25 protein-coding genes are annotated in these 23,156 nt (G+C 67.7%); 13 read left to right on the plus strand and 12 right to left on the minus strand.

Annotated elements, in window-relative coordinates; all coding sequences use genetic code 11:
• Nucleotides 1-31: 31 nt before the first annotated feature.
• Nucleotides 32-868, minus strand: coding sequence for an outer membrane protein (locus Q8O26_RS02035; RefSeq protein WP_305572966.1), 837 nt, complete (start codon nucleotides 866-868; stop codon nucleotides 32-34).
• 345 nt (nucleotides 869-1,213) lie between these two features.
• Between Q8O26_RS02035 and Q8O26_RS02040 the strand changes: the two genes are divergently transcribed.
• From Q8O26_RS02040 to Q8O26_RS02070, 7 genes are all read left to right on the plus strand, one after another.
• Nucleotides 1,214-2,707, plus strand: a complete 1,494-nt coding sequence (locus Q8O26_RS02040) for a replicative DNA helicase (RefSeq protein ID WP_305572968.1) — start codon at nucleotides 1,214-1,216, stop codon at nucleotides 2,705-2,707.
• Nucleotides 2,708-2,711: 4 nt separating this feature from the next.
• On the plus strand, nucleotides 2,712-3,815 hold the full coding sequence (alr, locus tag Q8O26_RS02045; protein WP_305572969.1) for an alanine racemase: 1,104 nt from the start codon (nucleotides 2,712-2,714) through the stop codon (nucleotides 3,813-3,815).
• 1 nt (nucleotide 3,816) lies between these two features.
• Entirely contained in the window at nucleotides 3,817-5,232 is a 1,416-nt protein-coding gene (gene radA, locus Q8O26_RS02050) for a DNA repair protein RadA (RefSeq protein ID WP_305572971.1), read from the plus strand.
• A 19-nt stretch (nucleotides 5,233-5,251) separates the two neighbouring features.
• Entirely contained in the window at nucleotides 5,252-5,902 is a 651-nt protein-coding gene (locus Q8O26_RS02055) for a DUF502 domain-containing protein (RefSeq protein ID WP_305572973.1), read from the plus strand.
• Nucleotides 5,903-6,071: 169 nt separating this feature from the next.
• Complete coding sequence (locus Q8O26_RS02060; RefSeq protein ID WP_305572975.1) at nucleotides 6,072-6,689, plus strand: CvpA family protein; 618 nt, start codon at nucleotides 6,072-6,074, stop codon at nucleotides 6,687-6,689.
• Nucleotides 6,690-6,814: 125 nt separating this feature from the next.
• Nucleotides 6,815-8,329: an amidophosphoribosyltransferase gene (gene purF, locus Q8O26_RS02065; protein ID WP_305572976.1), complete on the plus strand. Its 1,515-nt coding sequence runs from the start codon at nucleotides 6,815-6,817 to the stop codon at nucleotides 8,327-8,329.
• 22 nt (nucleotides 8,330-8,351) lie between these two features.
• On the plus strand, nucleotides 8,352-9,098 hold the full coding sequence (locus Q8O26_RS02070; protein WP_305572978.1) for an SDR family NAD(P)-dependent oxidoreductase: 747 nt from the start codon (nucleotides 8,352-8,354) through the stop codon (nucleotides 9,096-9,098).
• Nucleotides 9,099-9,125: 27 nt separating this feature from the next.
• Here Q8O26_RS02070 and Q8O26_RS02075 read toward each other — a convergent pair whose 3' ends face one another.
• Complete coding sequence (locus Q8O26_RS02075; RefSeq protein WP_371134418.1) at nucleotides 9,126-9,476, minus strand: winged helix-turn-helix transcriptional regulator; 351 nt, start codon at nucleotides 9,474-9,476, stop codon at nucleotides 9,126-9,128.
• A gap of 171 nt (nucleotides 9,477-9,647) precedes the next feature.
• Between Q8O26_RS02075 and Q8O26_RS02080 the strand changes: the two genes are divergently transcribed.
• Nucleotides 9,648-10,259, plus strand: a complete 612-nt coding sequence (locus tag Q8O26_RS02080) for an NAD(P)-dependent oxidoreductase (protein WP_305572982.1) — start codon at nucleotides 9,648-9,650, stop codon at nucleotides 10,257-10,259.
• Nucleotides 10,260-10,292: 33 nt separating this feature from the next.
• Here the strand turns inward: Q8O26_RS02080 and der are convergent, their stop codons facing one another.
• From der to Q8O26_RS02095, 3 genes are read right to left on the minus strand one after another with little or no spacing between them, the layout of a single operon-like run.
• Complete coding sequence (der, locus tag Q8O26_RS02085; RefSeq protein WP_305572984.1) at nucleotides 10,293-11,696, minus strand: ribosome biogenesis GTPase Der; 1,404 nt, start codon at nucleotides 11,694-11,696, stop codon at nucleotides 10,293-10,295.
• Nucleotides 11,697-11,713: 17 nt separating this feature from the next.
• On the minus strand, nucleotides 11,714-11,986 hold the full coding sequence (locus Q8O26_RS02090; protein ID WP_305572986.1) for a hypothetical protein: 273 nt from the start codon (nucleotides 11,984-11,986) through the stop codon (nucleotides 11,714-11,716).
• A 19-nt stretch (nucleotides 11,987-12,005) separates the two neighbouring features.
• On the minus strand, nucleotides 12,006-12,653 hold the full coding sequence (locus Q8O26_RS02095) for a tetratricopeptide repeat protein (protein WP_305572987.1): 648 nt from the start codon (nucleotides 12,651-12,653) through the stop codon (nucleotides 12,006-12,008).
• Nucleotides 12,654-12,969: 316 nt separating this feature from the next.
• Here Q8O26_RS02095 and Q8O26_RS02100 point away from each other — a divergent pair, with 316 nt between their 5' ends.
• Nucleotides 12,970-13,536, plus strand: a complete 567-nt coding sequence (locus Q8O26_RS02100) for a hypothetical protein (RefSeq protein WP_305572989.1) — start codon at nucleotides 12,970-12,972, stop codon at nucleotides 13,534-13,536.
• Nucleotides 13,537-13,642: 106 nt separating this feature from the next.
• Entirely contained in the window at nucleotides 13,643-14,134 is a 492-nt protein-coding gene (locus Q8O26_RS02105; RefSeq protein WP_305572991.1) for a hypothetical protein, read from the plus strand.
• Between the two features lie 4 nt (nucleotides 14,135-14,138).
• Here the strand turns inward: Q8O26_RS02105 and Q8O26_RS02110 are convergent, their stop codons facing one another.
• A complete protein-coding gene (locus Q8O26_RS02110; protein ID WP_305572993.1) occupies nucleotides 14,139-14,492 on the minus strand; it encodes an ArsC family reductase in 354 nt (117 codons plus the stop codon).
• A 535-nt stretch (nucleotides 14,493-15,027) separates the two neighbouring features.
• On the opposite strand from Q8O26_RS02110, the gene Q8O26_RS02115 reads away from it, so the two are divergent.
• The gene (locus Q8O26_RS02115; RefSeq protein ID WP_305572995.1) at nucleotides 15,028-15,453 is read left to right on the plus strand and encodes a cupin domain-containing protein; all 426 of its coding nucleotides are present in this window, start codon (nucleotides 15,028-15,030) and stop codon (nucleotides 15,451-15,453) included.
• Nucleotides 15,450-16,547 (plus strand): nitroreductase family protein, encoded by a 1,098-nt coding sequence (locus Q8O26_RS02120; RefSeq protein ID WP_305572997.1) that lies wholly within the window; start codon nucleotides 15,450-15,452, stop codon nucleotides 16,545-16,547. The genes Q8O26_RS02115 and Q8O26_RS02120 overlap by 4 nt, the downstream gene beginning before the upstream one ends.
• Nucleotides 16,548-16,700: 153 nt before the next feature.
• On the opposite strand, the gene Q8O26_RS02125 is transcribed toward Q8O26_RS02120, so the two are convergent.
• The 4 genes from Q8O26_RS02125 to Q8O26_RS02140 all read right to left on the minus strand — a co-directional run bounded on the left by Q8O26_RS02125 (nucleotide 16,701) and on the right by Q8O26_RS02140 (nucleotide 20,207).
• Nucleotides 16,701-16,928, minus strand: a complete 228-nt coding sequence (locus tag Q8O26_RS02125) for a hypothetical protein (RefSeq protein WP_305572998.1) — start codon at nucleotides 16,926-16,928, stop codon at nucleotides 16,701-16,703.
• A 31-nt stretch (nucleotides 16,929-16,959) separates the two neighbouring features.
• Nucleotides 16,960-18,513 carry a glutamine-hydrolyzing GMP synthase gene (guaA, locus tag Q8O26_RS02130; RefSeq protein WP_305573000.1) on the minus strand — a complete coding sequence of 518 codons (1,554 nt, stop codon included), beginning with the start codon at nucleotides 18,511-18,513 and terminating at the stop codon, nucleotides 16,960-16,962.
• A 122-nt stretch (nucleotides 18,514-18,635) separates the two neighbouring features.
• Entirely contained in the window at nucleotides 18,636-19,940 is a 1,305-nt protein-coding gene (locus Q8O26_RS02135) for an RsmB/NOP family class I SAM-dependent RNA methyltransferase (protein ID WP_305573002.1), read from the minus strand.
• A 75-nt stretch (nucleotides 19,941-20,015) separates the two neighbouring features.
• Nucleotides 20,016-20,207, minus strand: coding sequence for a hypothetical protein (locus tag Q8O26_RS02140; RefSeq protein WP_305573004.1), 192 nt, complete (start codon nucleotides 20,205-20,207; stop codon nucleotides 20,016-20,018).
• 117 nt (nucleotides 20,208-20,324) lie between these two features.
• Between Q8O26_RS02140 and Q8O26_RS02145 the strand changes: the two genes are divergently transcribed.
• On the plus strand, nucleotides 20,325-20,669 hold the full coding sequence (locus tag Q8O26_RS02145) for a hypothetical protein (RefSeq protein ID WP_305573006.1): 345 nt from the start codon (nucleotides 20,325-20,327) through the stop codon (nucleotides 20,667-20,669).
• 64 nt (nucleotides 20,670-20,733) lie between these two features.
• Here the strand turns inward: Q8O26_RS02145 and Q8O26_RS02150 are convergent, their stop codons facing one another.
• A complete protein-coding gene (locus Q8O26_RS02150; RefSeq protein ID WP_305573008.1) occupies nucleotides 20,734-21,162 on the minus strand; it encodes an MAPEG family protein in 429 nt (142 codons plus the stop codon).
• A gap of 212 nt (nucleotides 21,163-21,374) precedes the next feature.
• On the minus strand, nucleotides 21,375-22,868 hold the full coding sequence (gene guaB / locus Q8O26_RS02155) for an IMP dehydrogenase (RefSeq protein WP_305573010.1): 1,494 nt from the start codon (nucleotides 22,866-22,868) through the stop codon (nucleotides 21,375-21,377).
• Nucleotides 22,869-23,156: the final 288 nt, after the last annotated feature.

Below are 23,156 nucleotides of genomic sequence, written 5' to 3' on the forward strand. Positions count from 1 at the left end.
TTGGCCGGGGGGCGGCGACCCGCCCCCGCAATCAGTAGCGGGCGATGATCGGGGCTGCTGCCAAGGCCGGCCCGCCGAACAGGTAGCTCACGCCGAAGCGGAAGGCGTGGGTCTCGACGCGGTTGTTGATGTCCGAAGCGTTCGGATCGATCGAGCAGGCGGCGGTGGCGAGGCAGGAGCGCGATCCGAAATTGGTGTAGCGGTACTCGGCGCGGACCGACCAGTTGTAGTTGAACTTGTGTTCGATGCCGGCGCCGACAGTCCAGCCCATGCGGGTGTTGGAATAGCGCACGACGTGGTTGGCGCCGTTGACGCAGTCGTCGAGCACGGTGCAGGCCGTCATGTTGGCGAAGGCGAGGCCGCCGGTGACGTAAAGCAGCGACTTGTGGTGCGCGAAGCCGACGCGGCCACGCAGCGAGCCCTGCCAGTTCATCGCGATACGCTGCTGGTAGCTGTTGCCGGGCACGCCACCGGAATAGGCCGCGTTGCCGGTGTACCAGGGCGAATGGAGCCTCGCCTGCGGGCCGTCGAAGTCGAGTTCGGCGCCGATGACGAACTGACCGAACATGCGCTGGATGCCCATGTGCAGGCCGTAGCTGAAGCGCGCGCCGGCATAGTCATAGTTGAAATTGGGGAAGTTCGGATTGGCGGCGCCGGCCACGTCCGAATGGAAACCCGAGTTGCGGGTCACCTGCATGCCGACCGAGGCGCCGACATAGGCACCGCTCCAGTGATCGGCGTCGTGGTAGGCAGGCTCGACGATTTCGGAGCCACGCAGGACGGGTGCGCCGAGGTCGGCAGCCCCGGCAACGCCGGACGTCAGGAGAACCGCGGCCGCGGCCATGGGTATTGCGACACGCTTGAACATGGGAGCGCCCCTTGGAAATGAACGATTCACCGCGATTGCGGCTCACACGATGGATCGCACGTTAATCTTAACGTCGCGTTTCCAAGCGCGGGCCAAGTAACGCTGCCGCCGAGATCTTGTCGCGGGCCGCGCTTGCTTCGTAGCGGCCGTGGCGCCGCTGCAACAGCCCGCCGTCGTCGCCCCCCGCGCAACGGGGTGTGAAGTCAACCGGCCGCGTGCGTTTCTCACCCTCCCCTCGTCCGAGGCTGTGAGAATCGGGGAGATCGGGCGATGATGCGCATTGCTGCCACCGGCGTCGCGCCGGCCTGCTAGACAGGCTGGTCCCGGCACAGACCCAGAAGATTCATGTCCGCCCTGCCCGCCCTGAAATCCGTCGGCCCGTCAGACCTGCCGTTCCGCCAGGCCCCGCACAACATCGAGGCCGAGCAGGCTTTGCTGGGCGCGATCCTCGTCAACAACGAGGCCTTCTACCGCATCTCGGACTTCCTCGAGCCGAAGCACTTCTTCGATCCGCTGCACCAGAAGATCCACGAGATCTCGTCGCAGTTGATCCGGGCCGGCAAGATCGCGACGCCGGTGACGCTGAAGACCTTCATGAACGACGCCGCCATCGAGGTCGGCGGCATGACGGTGGCGCAGTATCTCGGACGCCTCGCGGCCGAGGCCACCACCATCATCAATGCGGAGGATTACGGCCGGGCGATCTATGATCTCGCCATCCGCCGCAACCTGATCCTCATCGGCGAGGGCATGGTCAACGTCGCCTATGACGCGCCGGTCGACATGCCGCCGCGCACCCAGATCGAGGATGCCGAAAAGAGCCTGTTCGAACTCGCCGAGACCGGCCGCTATGACGGCGGCTTCCGGCGCTTCACCGACGCCATGGCGCGCGCCCTCGACATGGCGGCGGCGGCCTATCAGCGCGACGGCAAGCTGTCGGGCATCTCGACGGGCCTGACCGATCTCGACCAGCGCCTCGGCGGGCTGCAGCATTCCGATCTCGTGATCGTGGCGGGACGCCCCGGCATGGGCAAGACAGCGCTGGCCACCAACATCGCCTTCAACATCGCCAAGGCCTACAAGTTCGAGGTCGAGCCCGACGGCACGCACAAGACCACCAATGGCGGCATCGTCGGCTTCTTCTCGCTGGAAATGAGCTCGGACCAGCTCGCCACCCGTATCGTCGCCGAGCAGGCGGCGATCCCCTCCTACAAGATCCGCCGCGGCGACCTGCGCGAGGACGAGTTCTACAAGCTCACCCAGGCGGCGCAGGAGATCCAGGCGCTACCGCTCTACATCGACGACACCGGCGGCCTGTCGATCGTTCAGCTCGCGGCCAGGGCCCGGCGCCTGAAGCGTCAGCGCGGCCTCGACTTCATGGTCGTCGACTATCTCCAGCTGCTCTCCGGCTCTTCGAAGAAGGGCGAGAACCGCGTGCAGGAGCTGACCGAGATCACCACCGGCCTCAAGGCGCTCGCCAAGGAGCTGCACGTGCCGATCATGGCGCTCTCGCAGCTCTCGCGTCAGGTGGAGAACCGCGACGACAAGCGTCCGCAGCTGTCGGACCTGCGCGAGTCCGGCTCCATCGAGCAGGATGCTGACTCCGTCATGTTCGTGTTCCGCGAGGAGTATTACCTCAAGAACAAGGAGCCGAAGCCCGGCACTGAAGAGCATCTGAAATGGCAGACCGACATGGCGCAGGTCCATGGCCGCGCCGAGGTCATCATCGGCAAGCAGCGTCACGGCCCGACCGGAACGGTCATGCTGCAGTTCGAGGATTCCGTGACGCGCTTCTCCGACCTCGCCGATGCCGACCGCCTGCCCGAGCGGTTCGAGTGACCGCATGACCATCCCGCAGAACGAGGCCGGCGCGGTCCTGACGATCGACCTGGCGGCCCTCGCCGCAAATTACAGGACGATCGTCGCCATGGGCGGCGGCGTGCCGGTCGCGGCCGTCGTCAAGGCGGACGCCTATGGCCTCGGCATCGAACGGGTCGGGCCGGCGCTGGCCGGGGCCGGTTGCACGACCTTCTTCGTCGCGCATCTGTCCGAGGCGCGCCGCCTGCGGGCCGCGGTGCCGGATGCCACGATCTACGTGCTGAACGGCCTCTTTGGCGCCGCCCTCGACACCTATCTCGCGCACGACATCCGCCCGGTTCTCGGCAGCCGCGAGGATGTCGAGACCTTTGCCGAATTCTGCAACGGTCTCGGCCGCCGCCTGCCCGCCGCCATCCACGTCGATACCGGCATGAACCGGCTCGGCCTCGACCTCGCCGAGGCCGCCCTGCTCGCCGAGCCCGGCACCGCTGCGCTCGCCTTCACGCCGGCGCTGATCATGAGCCACCTCGCCTGCGCGGACGAACCCGGCCACCCCCTCACTGCCCGGCAGATCGACCGGTTCCAGCAGATCCGCGGCTTGTTTCCCGGCATTCCGAGCTCGCTGGCAAATTCCGCCGGCTGCACGCTGCCCGCCGCCCGCCACGACCTTATGCGGCCGGGCATCGCGCTCTACGGCGCCCGTTTCGTGACGGGTCGCGACCCGCTGGCGCCGGTCGTCCGCCTCGACGCACCGATCGTCCAGGTGCGCGGGATCAGGGCCGGCGACACGGTCGGCTACGGGGCCGCCTGGACGGCGGGGCGCAGCAGCCGCATCGCCGTCGTCTCGGTCGGCTATGCCGACGGATACATCCGCCAGGCCGGCTCCACCGACCGCAAGACCGGCGCACCGATGCGCGTCAACGGCGTCATCTGCCAGCCGGCCGGCCGAGTCTCGATGGACCTGCTCGCCATCGACGTGACCGATGCGGGACCCGTCTCTGCCGGTGACACCGCGACCCTGATCGGCGACGGCGTCGGTGTCGACGATGTCGCGGAGGCCGCCGGCACGATCGGCTACGAGATCCTGACGAGCCTCGGCAAACGCTACCATCGCCGCTATACCGGCTGACATGGCCCGCTCGACCACGACGTTCGTCTGCCAGTCCTGCGGGGCCACCTATGGCCGCTGGCAGGGCAAGTGCGAGAGTTGCGGCGCCTGGAACACCATCGCCGAAGAGAACGTGGCGACGACCGGTGTCGGCGGCGCGCCTGCGAAGGGCGGCAAGACGCGCGGCCGGGCCTTCGCCCTCGCAGGCCTCGACGGGCTCAACGACCAGGCGCCGCGCACCGAGACGCAGGTCGGCGAACTCGACCGGGTCTTTGGCGGCGGCCTCGTCAAGGGCTCGGTGATCCTGATCGGCGGCGATCCCGGCATCGGCAAGTCGACGCTGCTCATCCAGGCCTCGGCGCGGCTCGCCCGTATGGGCCACCGGGTCGTCTACATCTCGGGCGAGGAGGCGGTCGGCCAGGTGCGGCTGCGGGCCGACAGGCTCGGCCTCACGGCATCCCCGGTCGAACTCGCTGCCGAGACCAATGTCGAGGACATTGTCGCGACCCTGTCCGAGGGCATCACGCCGCGGCTGGTGGTGATCGATTCGATCCAGACAATGTGGACGGATTCCGTGGAGAGCGCGCCGGGGACGGTCAGCCAGGTGCGCTCGGCCGCGCAGGTACTCATCCGCTATGCCAAAAAGTCCGGGGCCGCCGTGATCCTCGTCGGCCACGTCACCAAGGACGGGCAGATCGCCGGACCGCGCGTCGTCGAGCACATGGTCGATGCGGTGATGAGCTTCGAGGGCGAAGGCGGGCACCATTTCCGCATCCTGCGGGCGGTGAAGAACCGCTTCGGGCCGACCGACGAGATCGGCGTCTTCGAGATGACCGGCAAGGGCCTGCGCGAGGTGCCGAACCCCTCGGAGCTGTTCCTGGCGGGCCGCGATCTCGGCGCGCCGGGCACCGCCGTCTTCGCGGGAATGGAGGGGACGCGGCCGGTGCTGGTCGAGATCCAGGCCCTCGTCGCACCCTCTACCCTCGGCACGCCCCGTCGGGCGGTGGTGGGGTGGGACCCGGCGCGGCTCTCCATGGTGCTGGCTGTGCTCGACGCCCATTGCGGCGTCAGGCTCGGCGGCTACGACGTCTATCTCAACGTCGCCGGGGGCCTCCGGATCGCCGAGCCGGCGGCGGATCTCGCGGTTGCCGCGGCTCTGGTGTCGTCGCTGTCGGGCGCGGTCCTCCCGGCGGACGCGGTCTATTTCGGCGAAGTCAGCCTGTCGGGAGCGGTGAGGCCGGTGGCGCAGGCCGCGGCCCGGCTCAAGGAAGCCAAGAAGCTCGGCTTTGCCAAGGCCGTGGTGCCGGAGATCGCACGCGGCGAGATGAGCGAAACCGGCCTATCGGTCCAGGCCGTCACCGGACTGTCGACGCTGGTCGCCGATATCGCGGCATCCGGGGTGGCACGAGAAAAACCGAAAGCGGCGGCCGGGGAATGATCGCGCGGGAGAAGAGGCGATGGGCAATCTGAGGCGCGTGTTCCTGGCCGGCTTCCTCCTGCTGCTGCCGCTGGCGGTGACGGCCTTCGTCGTCGGCTGGTCGGTGACCTTCATCTACGGTTTCGTCGGACCCGGCACGGTGGTCGGCCGGTTCCTGACCTCGCTGGGGCTCGGCTTTTCCTCCTCCTCGTTCGCCGCCTATCTCATCGGCATCCTGATGGTCGTTGGGCTGATCTACCTTCTCGGCCTCGTCGCCATCGTGCTGCAGGAGCGGCTGCAGGATGCCCTCGACCGCATCATGCGGCGCATTCCGCTGGTCGGGACGGTCTACGACCTGTCCCGCCGCTTCGTCTCCATGGTCGACCGCAAGGATGCCGACGGACTGCAGAGCATGAGCCCGGTCTGGTGCTTCTTCGGCGGTGAGCCGGGCGGGGCAGCGGTTCTCGCGCTCCTGCCCTCGCGCGAACCGGTGATGGTCGGCACGCAGCGTTATCTGGGCATCCTGGTGCCGACCGCGCCGGTGCCGATCGGCGGCGGCCTGATCTATGTGCCGGAGCACTGGGTCAGCGCCGCCGATATCGGCATGGACCAGTTGATGAGCATCTATGTTTCGATGGGCGTGACGCCGCCCAAGGCGGTGATGCAGCCTGCCGCCGTTCCGGGTCCGTAGTGCGCCGCACAGCGACCTGGTGCGCCGCAATTCCGGCGGCACACCAAGATGACGATCGCCGACATCGGTGACGGGGTGACGCGGGCCACCCGCCTCGCTATAAGCGCGGGGTAGCGCACGGGTTCTGGTGACTCGCGCCGCACGATCCAAGCATTCCGGAGCCGAATCGATGCCGGTCACCTATCTCGATATCGGCCTCGCCGCGATCATGCTGATCTCAGCGCTGCTGGCGATGGTGCGTGGCTTCGTCCGCGAGGTTCTGTCCATCGCCTCCTGGGCTCTGGCCGCGATCGCCACCTGGTACGCCTATCCTCGGCTGCTGCCGATCGTGCAGACCCAGGTCTCGAACGAATTGCTGGCCAAGGCGATCGTCATCGCCGGCGTGTTCCTCACGGTGCTGGTCGTTGTGTCGCTGATCACCATCAAGATTTCAGACGCCATCCTCGATTCGAAGATCGGCGTTCTCGACCGGACGCTCGGCTTCCTGTTCGGCCTCGGACGCGGCCTCGTCATCGTCGTCGTCGCCTTCGCCTTCTTCACCTGGCTGGTGCCGGGACCCAACCGCCCGGACTGGGTGATCCGCGCCAAGTCCTATGCCCTGCTCGAACAGACCAAGGACTGGCTGATCGCCCAGTTGCCGCAGGACATCGAGGGATCCGACATCCTGCGCCGGCTCAACCGGACAACGCCCGGAACGACGCCTCCGGCGGCGGGGACGCCGCCCGCGGCTGCGACGCCTCCGACGGCGCCGGCTGCGCCAGGGGCGACGCCGCCGCGGCAGCCCTGAGGCTTGTGCCGGCTGTTCTCTCGGCGCATGGTCGCCGTGCATGGGGTGGACCTATCGTTCCGGCGGATCAGCCCGCATATGACGCGACGGGCTGACGACCGAGGCTTTCACACGATGAGGATGCGATGACGCAATCCCTTGAGATCCGCCATCACGAGGCGGATCAGGACCCTGCGTTCGATCATGGCGAGGATGGCGTTCTCGATGTCGAGAGCGACCGGCTGCATGAGGAATGCGGTGTCTTCGGCGTCTATGACCATCCGGACGCCGCGGCTCTCACCGCGCTCGGACTGCACGCGCTCCAGCATCGCGGGCAGGAGGCAGCCGGCATCGTCTCCTTCGACGGCAACCGTTTCCATTCCGAGCGCCGCATGGGCCTGGTGGGCGACAATTTCTCCCGCCGCGAGGTGATCGAACGCCTGCCCGGCAACTCGGCCATCGGCCACACGCGTTACTCGACCACAGGCGAGACCATCCTGCGCAACGTCCAGCCGCTCTTCGCCGAGCTCGAGACCGGCGGCTTCGCCGTCTGCCACAACGGTAACCTCACCAATGGCCTGACCCTGCGCCGCCGCCTCATCGCCGACGGCGCGATCTACCAGGCGACATCGGATACGGAGGTGATCCTCCACCTCGTCGCGCGCTCGCGCCGCAACCGCTTCGCCGACCGTTTCATCGACGCGCTCGGGCAGATCGAGGGCGGCTATGCCTTCGTCGGCATGACCAACAAGAAGCTGATCGGCGCGCGCGATCCCCTCGGCATCCGACCGCTGGTGATCGGCGAACTCGACGGCCGCTACATCCTCGCCTCCGAGACGGTGGCGCTCGACATCATCGGCGCGCGCTTCGTGCGCGAGGTGGAGAACGGCGAGATCGTCGTCATCGACGGCAAGGGGCTGGAATCGATCAAGCCGTTCCCGGCACGCCGCAAGCGCCCCTGCATCTTCGAATATGTCTATTTCGCCCGTCCTGATTCCATCGTCGACGGCAAGAACGTCTACGGCCTGCGCAAGCGCATCGGGGCGATCCTGGCCGCGGAATCCGCCGTCGAGGCCGACGTCATCGTCCCGGTCCCCGATTCGGGCGTACCGGCCGCGATCGGCTATGCCCAGGCTGCCGGTATTCCCTATGAGCTCGGCATCATCCGCAACCACTATGTCGGCCGCACCTTCATCCTGCCGACCCAGTCCGTGCGGGAACTCGGCGTGCGCCTGAAGCACTCGGCCAACCGCGCCGTGATCGAGGGCAAGCGGCTGGTCCTCGTCGACGATTCCATCGTGCGCGGCACGACGTCCCGGAAGATCGTGCAGATGATGCGCGAGGCCGGCGCGCGCGAAGTGCATTTCCGCATCGCCTCGCCGCCGATCAAGTTCGCTGACTACTACGGCATCGACATGCCGGACCAGGACAAGCTGCTCGCCGCGCATATGTCGATCGACGAGATGCGCGACTATCTCGGCGTCGACTCGCTCGCCTTCATCTCCATCGACGGGCTCTACCGCGCGCTCGGCGAGCCTGGCCGCAACGCCGCGCAGCCGCAGTTCACCGACCATTACTTCACCGGCGACTATCCCACGACGATCACCGACCTCGTGGGCGAGGCCGCCAAGCAGCTGTCGCTGCTGGCCGAGGCGAGTTGAGCAGGACGGCTTTCGAAAAACCATGACCGACAAGCCCTTTTCCGGACGCATCGCCTGCGTGACCGGCGCCTCGCGCGGCATCGGCCGCGCCACAGCCCTCGCCCTCGCTGCCGGCGGCGCCCAGATCATCGCCGTGGCCCGTACCCAGGGCGGCCTGGAATCCCTCGACGACGCGATCCGGCAGGCCGGCGGCCTTGCGCCCACCCTTGTGCCGCTCGACCTCCGCGACGGCGATGGGCTCGACCGCCTGGGCCTCGCGATCCACGAGCGCTGGGGACGACTGGACGTGCTGGTGGCCAATGGCGCCATCCTCGGCCCGATCTCCCCGCTCGGCCATGTCGTGCCGAAGGACTGGGACCAGATCGTCGCCGTGAACCTGACGGCGCAGTGGCGCCTGATCCGATCCTTCGATCCCCTGCTGCAGGCCTCGGAGGCCGGCCGCGCCGTTTTTGTAACCTCGGGTGCCGCGACCAAGTGCCGGGCCTACTGGGGTCCCTACGCCACCACCAAGGCGGCCCTCGACGCCCTCGCCCGCACCTATGCCGCCGAGAACGAGACGACGAAGGTCCGCGTCAATCTGTTCAATCCCGGCCCGATCCGGACCACCATGCGGGCCCAGGCCATGCCGGGCGAGGATCCCAAGACGCTGGAGCCGCCCGAGGCTGCCGCCGAGGCCATTGTCGCCATGTGCCGCGCAGAGGTGACCGAGAACGGCCGGCTCTACGATTATCCGGCGCGCAGCTGGAAGAGCTTCCGCGACCCCGCCTGAGGGTGGCACAGGCTGGACTGCAGCCCTTCAGCCGTCCTGGTCCATCCCGCGGTCATAGCGCTTCTGCGCCGCCTCAACCGCGGCGATGTGCGTCTCCGCCCAGATCCGCAGCGGATCGACGGCGGCGTGCAACGTGCGGCCAAGCGGCGTGATCGAATACTCGACGGTCACCGGCACGGTCGGGATGACCCGCCGCGACACCAGCCCGTCGCGCTCGAGGCTCTTCAGCGTCTGCGACAGCATCTTCTGGGACACGCCCCCGATCATCCGCTTCAGGATGTTGAAGCGCTTGGTGCCGTCCGCCAGCAGGATGAGGATGAGCACGGCCCATTTGTCGGCGACGCGGTCTAGCACCCGGCGCGTCGGACACTCCGCCATGAAGACATTCGGCGTCAGGTCCTTTGGCAGGGGCCGCGGCGCCAATTCGATGATGCGGGGCTCGCCCATGGTTCCCTCCGAGTGACCTCGTGACCGAAAGGTGCCTCCTTTCGGAAGCGATTACCTTTCGCTATCTAGTCGCCATCGGATACTAGCATAAGGAGATACCCGATGAAAGTCGTCCTGCTTGGCGCCTCCGGCATGGTCGGATCGCGCATCCTCGCCGAACTCTCCAGCCGCGGCCATACGGTCACCGCGCTGGCCCGCAAGCCCGACGGGATCGCCCCCCTGCCGGGCGTCACCGCGAAGGCCGTCGATGCCTTCGACCGCGTCGCTCTCGCCGAGGCCTATCGCGGCCATGAGGTGGCGATCTCGTCGGTACATTATCTCGCCTCCGACGCCGACACCCTGATCGGGGCGGCGAAGGAGTCCGGTGTGCCGCGCTATCTGGTCGTCGGCGGTGCCGGAAGCCTCGAGGTGGCGCCGGGGGTGAAGCTCTTCGACACGCCGCAGTTTCCGGCCATCTACCTCGACGAGGCCAAGGCGGGCGGCGCCTTCCTCGACAAGCTCAAGACCGAGCCGAAGCTGAACTGGACCTTCCTGTCACCCTCGGCGCTGATCCAGCCGGGCGAGCGCACCGGCCGGTTCCGCCTCGGCACCGAGCAGCTTCTCGTCGACGCCGCCGGCAACAGCGCCATCTCGGCCGAGGACTACGCGATCGCTCTGGTGGACGAGTTGGAGACGCCGAAGAACGTGCGCCAGCGCTTCACGGTCGGCTACTGACCCGGATGGGGGATGCTTCGGCATCCCCCTCTTTCACTGGATCTTGCGGCCTGTCTCGGCATAGGGGTTGTCGGTCTTCTTCAAGTGGAAGCGGATCGGCGTTCCCTTGAGGTCGAAGCTCTCGCGCAGGCCGTTGACGAGATAGCGCAGATAGCTTTCGGGCAGCGCCTCGGGGCGCGAGCAGAAGGCAACGAAGGTGGGCGGTCTCGTCTTGGCCTGCGTCATGTAACGCAGCTTGATACGGCGGCCCGTCACCGCCGGCGGCGGATGGTGGTCGATAGTCTCCTGCAGCCAGCGAACCAGGGTGCTGGTGGAGATGCGCTTCTGCCACGGCACGCGGGCATCGAGGATGGCCTGCATGACGCGGTCGAGACCCTGTCCGGTCTCGGCCGAATTGGCAACGACCGGGCAGCCCTTGATCTGCGGCAGCCAGTGATCGGTCTCCTCGCGCAGCTTGGCCGCCTTGCCGCCCTTGTGGGGCACGAGATCCCATTTGGTGAAGGCGAGGACGACTGCCCTGCCCTCCTTGGAGGCGAGATCGGCGATGCGCAGATCCTGATCCTCGAAGGGCTTGGTGGCGTCCATGCAGACGACAACGACTTCGGCGAAGCGGATCGACCGCAGCGCGTCGGCCACCGACAGTTTCTCCAGCTTGTCCTCGATGCGCGCCCGCTTCCTGAGGCCCGCCGTGTCGACCAAGCGAAACTTGCGGCCGCCCCACTCCCAGTCGACCGCGATGGAATCGCGGGTGATGCCGGCCTCGGGGCCGGTCAGCAGGCGGTCCTCGCCGATCAGCGCATTGACGAGGGTCGACTTGCCGGCATTCGGGCGGCCGACGATGGCGACGGCGATGGGCTTCGACAGATCCTCCGGCGGAGCCTCCTCGTCACCCTCGGCGATGTCTACGACGACGTCGTCCTCGTCCTCGTCGGCATAGACGGGCGGCGGCATCAGGGCCGCGAGGGCCTCGTAGAGCTCGTTGATGCCCTCGCCGTGCTCGGCCGAGAGCGGCACGGGATCGCCGAGGCCGAGCGCGAAGGCCTCATAGGCCCCGGCCATGCCGACCTTTCCCTCGCTCTTGTTGGCGGCGAGGATCACCGGCTTGCCCGACTTGCGGACGAGTTCGGCGAAGGCGCGGTCGTCGGGCGTCAGGCCGATGCGCGCGTCGATCATGAACAGCACGGCATCGGCGAGGCGGATGGCCTCCTCCGTCTGGGCGCGCATCCGGTTTTCGAGGGTGCCCTCGCGGGTGTCCTCGAGGCCGGCCGTGTCGATGATGGTGAATTCGAGATCGCCGAGGCTCGCCTCGCCCTCGCGGCGGTCGCGCGTTACGCCCGGCCGGTCGTCCACCAGCGCGATGCGCTTGCCGACGAGTCGGTTGAACAGCGTCGACTTCCCGACATTGGGCCGGCCGACGATGGCGAGCGTGAAAGGCATGGTGGGGGCGATGCGGGTCAGCGGCCGCGCGCCCGTGCAGCGGCCGGCGGCGGCTCGGACGGCGGCGGCGCGGCATTCATCGGGGAATTGGCGGGCTGCTGGATGGAGCGGTCGATGCCGGGAACGCCCTCGGGGAAGACCGGGCGGCGATCGCCGGCCAGCGGCGGGGGGCGACGCTCGAACATCGCGGGGATGTCCTGCAGCGTCTCGCAGCCGGCGAGGGCAAGGCCCAGTCCGGCGAGCATTCCGGTGCGCAGGAGGAGACGGCGGTCGGGGCGATAAGTGGTCATGACGGTTTCCCGAAAGCGCTCAGCTGCCGCTGGCAGTAAAGACGGTGGACATGAGGTCGGCACGGCCGCGCACGCCCTGGGGCGAGTCGCGATCATCCTGGATGGCCTTGATCCAGCGTTCCGCGGCCGGGCGGTCGCCGGCCTTGAGGGCGGCCAATGCCAGGATCTCGCGCGCCGAATGCCGGAAGGACCCGTCCGCCGTAGCGAGCGGCTCGGCGCGGCGGATGAGCTCGGCCGGCGGGGCGCTGTCGATCAGGGCATAGGCCGCGCGCAGGCGCGCCAGATCCTGAAGGACGGGCCCGATGCCGGAATCGGCGGCCAGCGCATCGAAAGCCGCGGCGGCAGCGGGCTTGTCGCGCGCGGCGAGTTCTGTCGCCTGGCGGAACCGCGACAGGATCCGGTATCCGGACGGGGCTTCGGCGGCCAGCGCGGCGAACTGGGCCTCGGCCTCGGTGCCGCTCGTCCGCGACAGCCGCAGGGCCGCCTCGAAACGGGCACCGGCGGCGGCAGAGCGCTGAGCCTGAAGATGATCGTAAAAGCGCCAGCCGCCGACGACGAGCACCACGGTGACGGCCGCGCCGACGATGACGGGCCAGAATTTCTTCCACAGGGTCTCGAACCGCGCCCGGCGCAGGTCTTCTTCAACTTCGTCGAAAATATCGGCCATGGTCTCAATCCAGCTGCGACGCCCGATGCGGGTCGCGCAAGCCCCTGTCGGAAGCGGCGGAACCTATCAACTCCCCCTGTCGGACGCAAACGCGGCACGAAGGCGGCGGCAAATCCCGGATCGGTCGAATTTTTGCTGCCGCAGGGAAAAGATCGGTGCAAAGGGGCCCAAGATCTGGACCCTCCCCATCCCCGCCACATTTGGGGATCATCCAGAGGGGGCGTTCATCGTCATTGTCCCGTGGCTGGCTCCCTGCGGCGGGACATGGTAGCGGTCCATTGCATCACCTGCCCTTGGTCGAATGAAACACGTTCCAGTGACATTTTCCGACGCAGCGCAGCCGATCCCGTCCGACGCGGCCGAACTTGTCGGAACGCTCCCCTATGACCCGGCCCGGGAGCGCATCGTGGCGCGCCGGCTGCGGGGCGCCCGCTGGCGGCGATTGTTCCTGACCGGTGTCGCCATTGCGATCGCAGCGGGGACGGCCGCCGTTTTCACCCTTGCCAATCGCGAGATGATCGAAGCCGAACTCGCGCCGGCACCCGTGATAGCCGTACCCGCTCCGGTGCCCGAGGCACCGGCCCTCGCCTCCAGCCAGTCGCGCCCGGTCAGTCTGCCCGGCACCGAGGCCGACCCGAACAAGGTCCAGGCGCGGGTGGTCGTCCCGGTTGATCCGTCGCCCCTGCCGGTCGCGGGCGCCCCACCGGCCGGTCCGGCTCCGCTGCAGATGCAGGCACAGCCGGCCGGATCGCCACGGACCATTTCCCTCCCGGTCGCACCGCCACAGCCCGCCGCATCGGCCGCGGATGAGGATGGTGCCCTGCCGGCGACGGCGTTAGGTTTCGCGCCGCTGCCGGCGCCGCGTCCCGCCCGCGCGCCCTGAGCCCGACGCCCCGGACCCGAAACACTTCGCCTGACGCGAGCCATGCGCCGGCAATGCCCTCGCCCTAGGGTGCGCAACGGCCCGCTGATCGGGCGGAACTGGGGCGATGATGCGCATTGTGGGTTGGGCGCTGCTATGGGCGCTGATCGGCCTCGTCGGCGGCTATGTCGCGGCGATCATCGTCGGCGCGCTGCTCTTCGAACTCTTCAACGTCTCGCAGCGCGAGGGCGCCGCAGCCATGGGGCTGGCCTTCGTCATCGGCCCGGCCGTCGCCTGCCTCACGGCGATGGTAGCGGGGGTGACCGCGGCGATCATCATCAGGCGCCGGGATCGGCAGCCTGCGGAAGGACGGGGCGCGCCGCGCCCGCCCTGGAGCCCTCCGGCGCGGATCGCCGTCGGCGGGCTCCTGGGCCTGATCGGCGGCTATGGCGCGGCGACGCTGCTGATCGGCGTCCTGTTCGGCGTGATGAGGGTCTCGCCCGAATTTTCCAGCTATGCCGCCGCTCTCGCGGTGGCGCTGGCGCCATGGGTGGCTGCCTGCGCAGGCGGCGTGCTCGGCATCTGGCTGGCGATCCGCCGGACCCGACCGCCGGTGTGACGGGTCAGGCCCTGGAGAAGATCCCGGCATAGAGGTCGGGCTTGAACCCGACGTGGGCATTGCCTTCCGCCTCCAGAACCGGGCGTTTCACCAGTGTCGGGTTGGCGAGTATGAGGCGCGCGGCCTTGTCGCGGTCGAGACCGGCCCGCACGTCCTCGGGCAGGCCGCGGAAGCTCGTGCCGGCGCGGTTGAGCACCGCCTCCCAGCCGAGTGCGTCGAGCCAGCCGGCAAGGCGCTCGGCATCGAGGCCATCCTTGCGGAAGTCGTGGAAACGGTAGGCGATGCCTTGGGCTTCCAGCCAGACGCGGGCCTTGCGGACCGTGTCGCAGGTAGTGATGCCAAAGAGGGTCACGGACATGTCGAGGCTCCCTGCCCTCATTCCTGCTCGCATGTTCAGACTCATGACAACCAGTTGAACAATAGAGGATAACCAACCCAGAAGACGGACGAATGCCGACCACGAGGCCGTGCCTCCGGTCGGCAGCAAAAGAGTACCGACCGGCCGATTCTGATAGCAGAACTGCGGAGCCCCGGCGACATCGATCCCGGCTCGCGTCCGGGACAGCGGGGATGCCGGTGTCGCGCCCTCCCCGCATCGAACGGGTCGACCAGGACCTACCCGTTTGGGCCATGCTGCAGCGATGCAGACGTGAGGCCGGAGGCTGCGAAGCAGGCGCCACGTGGCGGCCCGGGAACCAAACGGCGTCCGCGCCGTTGGATGTTGCGAACGCGAGCGCCGGCGGGCCAGCCCACTGCCCCGGCAAGGGCACCGTTGGCGCAAAAAAATACTCGACCCAGACTGACAATCGTCGGCGATCACACCCTGACCTGAAGCAGGATGGAGCCGGTATACATCAGCCCCTTCAGCACTGATGATGAGGAGTGCCTGCGCCATGAAAGGCTTCGTCGCGGAAATCGCGAACATGACGGAAGAGAACAGCGACTTCCGCCGCGTTCTCTACACAGGGACGAACCTGCAACTCGTGCTCATGTCGTTGCTCCCCGGTGAGGACATCGGCGAAGAGGTTCACGCGACGCACGACCAGTTCTTCCGCATCGAAACGGGACAGGGCCTGGTGACGATCGACGGCACGCAGTCGAAGATCAAGAAGGATCACGCGGTCATCGTGCCGGCCGGCGCGCGACACAACATCGTCAACACCGGCGATGAGCCGATGCGGCTCTATACGCTCTATGCGCCACCGCAGCATCGCGATGGCTTTGTCGCCACAACGCGCGCCTTGGCGGAAGCGTCGGCCGAGAAGTTCGAGGGGGACCGTCAGCGAATGATCGTCTGTTCCACCGAGCTGCGGCGATGAAGCGGCGTGACATCCTGCTCGGCGCGGCGGCCGTCGCTGCCGGCGGCGCCGGCGCGGTGCTGCTTGGACTGCGCCAAATGGGTTCAATGGACGAGTACGACGCGGCGGTCGCAGCCAGTCGATCGGCCTTGAGCCAGGCGCCCGAAGCACGCGATTTCGTACGCTTCGCGACCCTGGCAGCGAACAGCCACAACACACAAGCCTGGCGGTTCAGCCTCGCAGGCGGCGGCATCGAGATCAGGCCCGACTTGAGCAAGCGCCTGGCGGCGGTCGACCCTGACGACCACCACCTCTACGCCAGTATTGGATGCGCCGCGGAAAACCTCGCCATTGCTGCGGCCGCGCGCGGAAAGTCAGGCGAACTGAACTTTGACCCGGCACAGGATGGGGTCGTCAGGTTCGCCTATGGCGATGGCACTTCTGGGCCTTCGGACCTGTTCGAGGCGATCACGACGCGGCAATCCACGCGCGGCGACTATGACGGGAGGACGGTCAGCGGCGGCGACTTGCAGAAGCTGCGCGTGGCAGCCGACGCGATCCGCGGGGTCGATCTGGCCCTGATCACGGATCGGCCGCAGATCGATCGCGTGCGCGATCTCGTCATCGCGGGCAACAGCGCGCAGCTCGCCGACCCGGCCTTCATGCACGAACTCAAGGCCTGGCTGCGCTTCAATCCCTGGCAGGCGATGCTGACCGGCGACGGATTGTTCAGCGCAACCAGCGGCAATCCCGTGCTTCCGGCTTGGCTGGGACCGCTCGCGATCGACGCCTTTTTCACCGCTGGCGCTGAGAACGACAAATACGCCCGCCAGATCGCGTCTTCCGCAGGCATCGCCATCTTCGCCGCCGAGAAGGACGATCCTGAGCATTGGGTCCTGGCGGGGCGCGCCTGCCAGCGCTTCGCGTTGCAGGCGACCGCGCTCGGCATCAAGCACGCCTTCATCAATCAGCCTGTGGAAGTCCCGACGCTTCGACCGGAACTGGCGCGCGTTGCAGGCCTGCCGGGACGCCGGCCGGATATCTTGATGCGCTTCGGCTATGGCCCGGCGCTCCCCTATTCCTTGCGCAGGCCGGTCGAAGCGGTGCTGTCCTGATTTTCCGCGGAGATTTCACCCGGGATTTTCACCGAGAAATGGCGCGGTCTGATGATGTCTCCAGCCTTGGTTGCTGGCGTATCATGCCGGGGCGGGAACGTTTCGGAGCAGCCGCAGCCCCGCCTTGACGGAAAGAGGGCGTGCTCTCTGGCGTCAGGTCAGGGCGTCCAGATATGCCTCGACGTCGTCGAGGTCAGCGGAAAAGAGATAGTCCTTGTCGCCAAACACGATCGACATCGTCCGGGCATCACGCAGCATGTAGCCGCCATGGGCCTGAACCAGTTTGTCCGGCTTCTGCGCCGTCATCAGATGAAGCCCTAATCGGACGCAGATGCGCTTGATGCGGCGCTCGCGAGCAGGGGGCGACGCTTTGTAGCTCATTGGGGCCAGTCCGCCGTCGTGAAAAGCCTACTCATTCCCACTCGATGGTGCCCGGCGGCTTCGACGTCACGTCATAGACCACCCGGTTGATGCCGCGCACCTCGTTGATGATGCGGGTGGCGGTGCGGCCGAGGACATTCATATCGAAGGGAAAGAAGTCGGCCGTCATGCCGTCGACCGAGGTGACCGCGCGCAGGGCGCAGACATGGTCATAGGTGCGTCCGTCGCCCATGACACCGACGGTGCGGACGGGCAGGAGCACGGCGAAAGCCTGCCAGATCACGTCGTAGAGCCCGGCCTTGCGGATCTCGTCGAGGTAGATGGCGTCGGCCTGCCTGAGGATGTCGAGCTTCTCCCGCGTGATCTCGCCGGGAATGCGGATGGCGAGACCCGGTCCCGGGAAAGGATGGCGGCCGACGAAACTGTCGGGAAGCCCCAGCTCTCGGCCGAGCGCCCGCACCTCGTCCTTGAACAGCTCGCGCAGCGGCTCGACGAGCTTCATGTTCATGCGCTCGGGCAGGCCGCCGACATTGTGGTGGCTCTTGATGGTGACGGACGGCCCGCCTGAGAAGGAGATGCTCTCAATCACGTCGGGATAGAGCGTGCCCTGGGCGAGGAACTCCGCCCCGCCGACCGCCTTGGCCTCCTTTTCGAAGACCTCGATGAAGAGCCGGCCGATGGTCTTGCGCTTGGTCTCGGGGTCGGTGACGCCGGCCAGTTCGCCGATGAACAGATCGGCGGCATCAACATGGACCAGCGGGATGTTGTAATGGCCGCGGAACAGCTCGACCACCTCGGTCGCCTCGTTCTGCCGCATCAGGCCGTGGTCGACGAAGACGCAGGTGAGCTGGTCGCCGATGGCCTCGTGGATGAGAACCGCAGCGACGGACGAATCGACGCCGCCCGACAGGCCGCAGATGACGCGGCCCTTGCCGACCTGGGCGCGGATCTTGGCGATCATTTCCTGGCGATAGGCGGACATCGACCAGTCGGCCTTCGCGCGGGCGATCCTGTGGACGAAATTCTGGATCAGCTTGGCGCCGTCCGGCGTATGGACCACCTCGGGGTGGAACTGGACGGCGTAATAGTTGCGCGCCTCGTCGGCGATGGCGGCATAGGGCGCGTTGTCGGAGGTGGCGACGACCTCGAAGCCCTCGGGCAGGCGGGTGACGCGGTCGCCGTGGCTCATCCAGACCTGATGGCGGGAGCCGGGCTCCCAGACGCCCTCGAACAGCTTCGAGGGTTTCTTCACGTCGAGGAAGGCGCGGCCGAACTCGCGGTGATGGCCGGCCTCGACCTTGCCGCCGAGCTGCTCGGCCATGGTCTGTTCGCCATAGCAGATGCCGAACACGGGAAGCTTCTCGTCGAAGATGAGCTGCGGGGCGCGCGGCGAGAAGTCCTCGGTCACCGAAGCGGGCCCGCCGGACAGGATGACGCCCTTCGGCTTGAGCTTGCGATAGGCAGCTTCCGCCGACTGGAAGGGGTGTATCTCGCAATAGACGCCCGCCTCGCGCACGCGCCGGGCGATGAGCTGGGTCACCTGCGAGCCGAAGTCGATGATCAGGATGGTGTCGTGCTGGGTCATTTTCCTGCCCTACGATCATGGCGGGCACGGCGCAAGTCCAAGCGCTACGCCGTCGACACAGAGATGGCAGCAGGGCGTCAGCGGGCTGGCGGGATCGGCACCGTGCCCTGGCGCCAGACCCGTCACCCGCGCCGCTTCATGAGGGCCAGATAGAACCCGTCCGTCCCAGTCCTCAGCGGCGAGAGCTGCAGGCCGAGGCCGGCCGGCGAAACGAGGTCGTCGCGCTCGGAGAGCGTGTCGGGGGCCAGCGCCAGCACCTCGCGCGGGTCGACGGCGGTGAAATCGGGGTGCGCCTTGAGGAAGGCGGCGATCCGCTCGTCGTTCTCGCGCGGGATGACCGAGCAGGTGATGTAGGCGATGCGGCCGCCCGGTCGCACGAGCTTTTCGGCGCGGGCCAGCACCAGATCCTGGTCCTTGATCCGCTCGTCGAGGGCGCCGGGCCGCACCCGCCACTTGGTGTCGGGATTGCGCCGCCAGGTGCCGATACCCGTGCAGGGGGCATCGACCACGACCAGGTCGATCTTGCCGGCGAGGTCGGCCAGCGGCTCGTCTCCCCTCACCTTCGGGGTGCGGACCTGGACGTTGCGTGCGCCGGCGCGGGCGAGACGGTCGTGGATGGGGGCCAACCGGCGCTGATCGGAATCGGTGGCGTAGATCTGGCCGGAATTGTCCATCAAGGCCGCCAGTTCCAGCGTCTTGCCGCCGCCGCCAGCGCAGAGGTCGACGACCTGCATGTCGGGGCCGGCGCCGGTCATCGCGGCGACGAGCTGCGAGCCCTCGTCCTGGATCTCGAACAGGCCCTTGAGGAATTCCGGTGTCACCTGCAGCGTCGGGCCGCGGCCGTCCTCGCCATGACCGAAGCGCAGGCCGGTCGGCGCATGGGGCGTCAGCTCGGGATGGAGATGGGCCAGATCGGGCACCAGCCGCATGCGCTCGGTCTTCAGGGTGTTGACGCGGATGTCGATGGGCGCGCGGGCGGCGAGCGCCGTCATCTCGGCGACGACATCATCGCCGAAGGCAGCGGACAGGTCGTCGGCAAGCCAGTCGGGGAAGTCGCCGGCAACGGCCGCCGAGGCAGCGGAGAGGTCGAGGCGGTCAAGGGCCTCGGCCTCGGCCGCCGTCAGCGGTTCGGGCGCGAAGCGCTCGCCGCTGCACTGGGTCGCGATCTCCTGCCGCGACAGGCCGCGCGCCAGGGCCAGGGCGCCGAGAAGCACGGCGCGCGGGGAAGCCTCCCCCATCACATGGGCGCTGGAGGCGCGACGACGCAGCGCGTCGTAGACGAGGCTGGCGATTGCGGCGCGGTCCTTGGACCCGGCGAAGCGGTGGGCGAGGCCCCAGTCCTTGAGGGCATCGGGCGCCGGGCGTCGGCGCGCCTCAATATCGGCGAGAACCTCGATGGCGGCGGACAGGCGGGCTGAAGGGGTCACGGCGGCTCCGGGGCGGGTCTTCGCCCGCCAGAACCCGTGGTGTTAGCCGTTGACCGGCCTTGCCCGCAAGGACCCTCAGGCTCGGACGGCATCCGGAATGGCCTTGGCGACATGGGCCCTGCCGGCATGGGCTTGCCGGACCGGCTGGACCCGGTTGCGTCCCGCCGCCCTGGCCGCATAGAGCGCCGCGTCGGCGCCGACGATCGCCCGCGGCAGGTTGGCCGGATCGCTCAGGGTTCCGGCAGCGACGCCGCGACGCCCGGTCATGCACGCGGCACGCGCCGGAAATCCCGCATTTTTCCGTGAACCTTTTCGGCGCTCGAGCACACCCATGTCCGAAGGGTGGCTTCCTCCCTCGAACCTCCAGCTCAAGGATCGACGATCATGTTCTCTCTCAAGACGATGGCCCTCGCGGGCGCAGCAGTTGCCGGCCTCAGCTTCTATGCCACGACCGATGCCGAGGCCCGCGGTCACCGCGGTGGTGGCGGCGGCGGCGGCTTCCATCGCGGCGGCGGCGGCATGCATTTCGGCGGCGGCCGTCACTTCGGCGGACGCCATCTCGGCTTCCATCGGCATCACGGCCATCGTGGCCGGCACGGTGCCTGGCGCCACGGCGTCTGGGTCGGCGGGCTCGGCATCGCGACCGTCGGAGCGAGCTGCTACCGCTACCGCCTCGTCGATACGCCCTACGGCCTGCAGCGCCGCATGATCAACGTCTGCGGCTGGTGAGCCGCAGCCCTTCCCCCTCCCGTTCCTGACCTCGGCCCCGGTCGCGAGACCGGGGTCCTTTTCGTCAGAGGGCCGCGATCAGGACACCGATCAGCATCGCGATGAGGGCGAAGCAGCCGACGAGGAAGACAAGCGGCCGGATACGCAGGTCATTGGACCCGATATGGACGTAGGCGTGGGCGACCCGGGTGGCGACGAAGACCCAGGCGAACGAGGCCATCAGCCAGCCGGTCGCGCCGACATGGATCGCCATGATCGCCAGCACGTAGAACAGCACCGGCGTCTCGAACTGATTGGTGAAGTTGTTCGCGGCCTGCTTGGCCTTTGCCGGCCATGTGTCACCCGACAGGGCGATGTCCTTCAGGCGCACGTCGCGGGCGGTGAGTGCCTGACGGCGGAAATAGCCGAGGACGAAGAGAACGACGATCGTCAGGGCCACCTGTGCGAGCACGGGCCAGACCAGCGACAAGCCACCGGCATTCATAGAACCCATCGAAAAAACCCTTCCATCGGACCATGCGATGCGGGCCTAGGCTCGTCAGCGCCGCAAAACCGAGCATGCTGAGCCAAGGCCGGTCAAGACCTTATCGGAATTGACCGGTCATCCGCGACTGGCCTGGGGTGCGGTGCAAGACGCAGAAGGCGGCCCGCAGGCCGCCTTTTCATGTCGACCCCAGGGCCGACGGCTGGCGATGCGCGACCGCCTCAGACCCGGCCGCCATTGGGATAGTTCGGACTCTCGCGGGTGATGGTCACGTCGTGCACATGGCTTTCGCGAAGGCCCGCACCGGAAATCCTGACGAATTCCGTTCTGGTGCGGAAATCGGCGAGATCGCGGGCCCCCGTATAGCCCATCGCCGCGCGCAGGCCGCCGACGAGCTGGTGCACGACGGTGGAGACAGGCCCCTTATAGGCGACCTGCCCCTCGATGCCTTCGGGCACGAGCTTCAGCGCATCCTTGACCTCGGCCTGGAAGTAGCGATCAGCGGAACCACGCGCCATGGCGCCCACCGAACCCATGCCGCGATAGCTCTTGTAGGAGCGTCCCTGCCACAGATAGACCTCGCCGGGCGCCTCGTCGGTGCCGGCAAGCAGTCCGCCGATCATCGCGACCTCGGCGCCGGCGGCCAGCGCCTTGGCGAGGTCGCCCGAGAACTTGATGCCACCGTCGGCGATGATCGGTGTGCCGCTCGCCTGCGCCGCCTCGACGCTCTCCATGATGGCGGTCAGCTGGGGAACGCCGACGCCGGCCACGATGCGGGTCGTGCAGATCGAACCCGGCCCGATACCGACCTTGATGGCATCGGCGCCGGCATCGATCAGCGCCCGTGTCCCCGCGCCGGTGGCGACGTTGCCGGCCACGACCTGGACCTTGTTGGACAGGCGCTTGATGCGTGTGACCTGGTCCAGAACCATCTGTGAATGGCCGTGGGCCGTATCGACGACGACGAGATCGACACCGGCGTCGATCAGCATCTCGGTGCGCTCGTAGCCCTGCTCGCCGACCGTGGTGGCGGCGGCGACCCTCAGGCGCCCGTGCTCGTCTTTGCAGGCATTGGGATTGGCCACCTGCTTCTCGATGTCCTTGACCGTGATCAGACCGGTGCAGCGGTAGTGTTCATCCACGACGAGCAGCTTCTCGATGCGGAACTGATGCAGCAGGCGCTTGGCCTCGTCCTGCGTCACGCCCTCGCCGACGGTGATCAGCCTGTCGCGCGTCATGAGTTCGGACACCGGCTGGTCCGGCCGGGTGGCGAAACGGACGTCGCGATTGGTCAGGATGCCGACGAGCTTGCCCGACTTGCCGGCGGGGCCGCGCTCGACGACCGGGAAACCGGAGAAATTGTGCTTGCGCATCAGCGCCTGGGCATCGGCCAGGGTCTCGTCGGGGTGGATCGTGATGGGGTTGAGAACCATGCCGCTTTCGAACCGCTTCACCTGGCGAACGTGGTCGGCCTGGACTTCAGGGTCGAGATTGCGGTGGATCACGCCGATGCCGCCGGCCTGCGCCATGGCGATGGCCATGCGGTACTCGGTAACGGTGTCCATCGCCGAGGAAATGAGCGGGATGTTGAGGGCGATGGTGCGGGTGATGCGCGTCTTCACGTCGACATCGCCGGGCATGACGTCGGAGAGGCCCGGCCGCAACAGGACGTCGTCGAAGGTGAGGGCTTCCTCGATGGACTTGATGACGGCCATGGCCAACTCCGCTGCGGATAAAGCCGTTTCCGTCCTCTCGACTCGGCGGAAGGATGGTCGACGGCTCACTTCTGGGTTGGCGTTGCCTGCTACCACGACTCGGTGACAGGTCCAACATGGATTCGCGACGTCCTCGCCGAATCGGAGAGGCCAGCCATGCGTCCTTCGCCGCGCCTCTCGGCCGATGATCCACGGCTCGCGCAATCGTGAGCCAGCCCTCGCGGCACGGTCGCATCCGCGAGCCCATATCCCCGGCTGAACCAATTGCGCAGTCATCGCGACACACGG

The organism is Phreatobacter sp. (assembly GCF_030691135.1).
Taxonomy (GTDB): Bacteria; Pseudomonadota; Alphaproteobacteria; order Rhizobiales; family Phreatobacteraceae; genus Phreatobacter.

Excerpts from the sequence above, each read along its gene's own strand:
- Q8O26_RS02035 (WP_305572966.1), bottom strand. The coding sequence starts at position 868 with ATGTTCAAGCGTGTCGCAATACCCATGGCCGCGGCCGCGGTTCTCCTG.
- Q8O26_RS02040 (WP_305572968.1), top strand. The coding sequence starts at position 1,214 with ATGTCCGCCCTGCCCGCCCTGAAATCCGTCGGCCCGTCAGACCTGCCG.
- alr (WP_305572969.1), top strand. The coding sequence starts at position 2,712 with ATGACCATCCCGCAGAACGAGGCCGGCGCGGTCCTGACGATCGACCTG.
- radA (WP_305572971.1), top strand. The coding sequence starts at position 3,817 with ATGGCCCGCTCGACCACGACGTTCGTCTGCCAGTCCTGCGGGGCCACC.
- Q8O26_RS02055 (WP_305572973.1), top strand. The coding sequence starts at position 5,252 with ATGGGCAATCTGAGGCGCGTGTTCCTGGCCGGCTTCCTCCTGCTGCTG.
- Q8O26_RS02060 (WP_305572975.1), top strand. The coding sequence starts at position 6,072 with ATGCCGGTCACCTATCTCGATATCGGCCTCGCCGCGATCATGCTGATC.
- purF (WP_305572976.1), top strand. The coding sequence starts at position 6,815 with ATGACGCAATCCCTTGAGATCCGCCATCACGAGGCGGATCAGGACCCT.
- Q8O26_RS02070 (WP_305572978.1), top strand. The coding sequence starts at position 8,352 with ATGACCGACAAGCCCTTTTCCGGACGCATCGCCTGCGTGACCGGCGCC.
- Q8O26_RS02075 (WP_371134418.1), bottom strand. The coding sequence starts at position 9,476 with ATGGCGGAGTGTCCGACGCGCCGGGTGCTAGACCGCGTCGCCGACAAA.
- Q8O26_RS02080 (WP_305572982.1), top strand. The coding sequence starts at position 9,648 with ATGAAAGTCGTCCTGCTTGGCGCCTCCGGCATGGTCGGATCGCGCATC.
- der (WP_305572984.1), bottom strand. The coding sequence starts at position 11,696 with ATGCCTTTCACGCTCGCCATCGTCGGCCGGCCCAATGTCGGGAAGTCG.
- Q8O26_RS02090 (WP_305572986.1), bottom strand. The coding sequence starts at position 11,986 with ATGACCACTTATCGCCCCGACCGCCGTCTCCTCCTGCGCACCGGAATG.
- Q8O26_RS02095 (WP_305572987.1), bottom strand. The coding sequence starts at position 12,653 with ATGGCCGATATTTTCGACGAAGTTGAAGAAGACCTGCGCCGGGCGCGG.
- Q8O26_RS02105 (WP_305572991.1), top strand. The coding sequence starts at position 13,643 with ATGATGCGCATTGTGGGTTGGGCGCTGCTATGGGCGCTGATCGGCCTC.
- Q8O26_RS02110 (WP_305572993.1), bottom strand. The coding sequence starts at position 14,492 with ATGTCCGTGACCCTCTTTGGCATCACTACCTGCGACACGGTCCGCAAG.
- Q8O26_RS02115 (WP_305572995.1), top strand. The coding sequence starts at position 15,028 with ATGAAAGGCTTCGTCGCGGAAATCGCGAACATGACGGAAGAGAACAGC.
- Q8O26_RS02120 (WP_305572997.1), top strand. The coding sequence starts at position 15,450 with ATGAAGCGGCGTGACATCCTGCTCGGCGCGGCGGCCGTCGCTGCCGGC.
- Q8O26_RS02125 (WP_305572998.1), bottom strand. The coding sequence starts at position 16,928 with ATGAGCTACAAAGCGTCGCCCCCTGCTCGCGAGCGCCGCATCAAGCGC.
- guaA (WP_305573000.1), bottom strand. The coding sequence starts at position 18,513 with ATGACCCAGCACGACACCATCCTGATCATCGACTTCGGCTCGCAGGTG.
- Q8O26_RS02140 (WP_305573004.1), bottom strand. The coding sequence starts at position 20,207 with ATGACCGGGCGTCGCGGCGTCGCTGCCGGAACCCTGAGCGATCCGGCC.
- Q8O26_RS02145 (WP_305573006.1), top strand. The coding sequence starts at position 20,325 with ATGTTCTCTCTCAAGACGATGGCCCTCGCGGGCGCAGCAGTTGCCGGC.
- Q8O26_RS02150 (WP_305573008.1), bottom strand. The coding sequence starts at position 21,162 with ATGGGTTCTATGAATGCCGGTGGCTTGTCGCTGGTCTGGCCCGTGCTC.
- guaB (WP_305573010.1), bottom strand. The coding sequence starts at position 22,868 with ATGGCCGTCATCAAGTCCATCGAGGAAGCCCTCACCTTCGACGACGTC.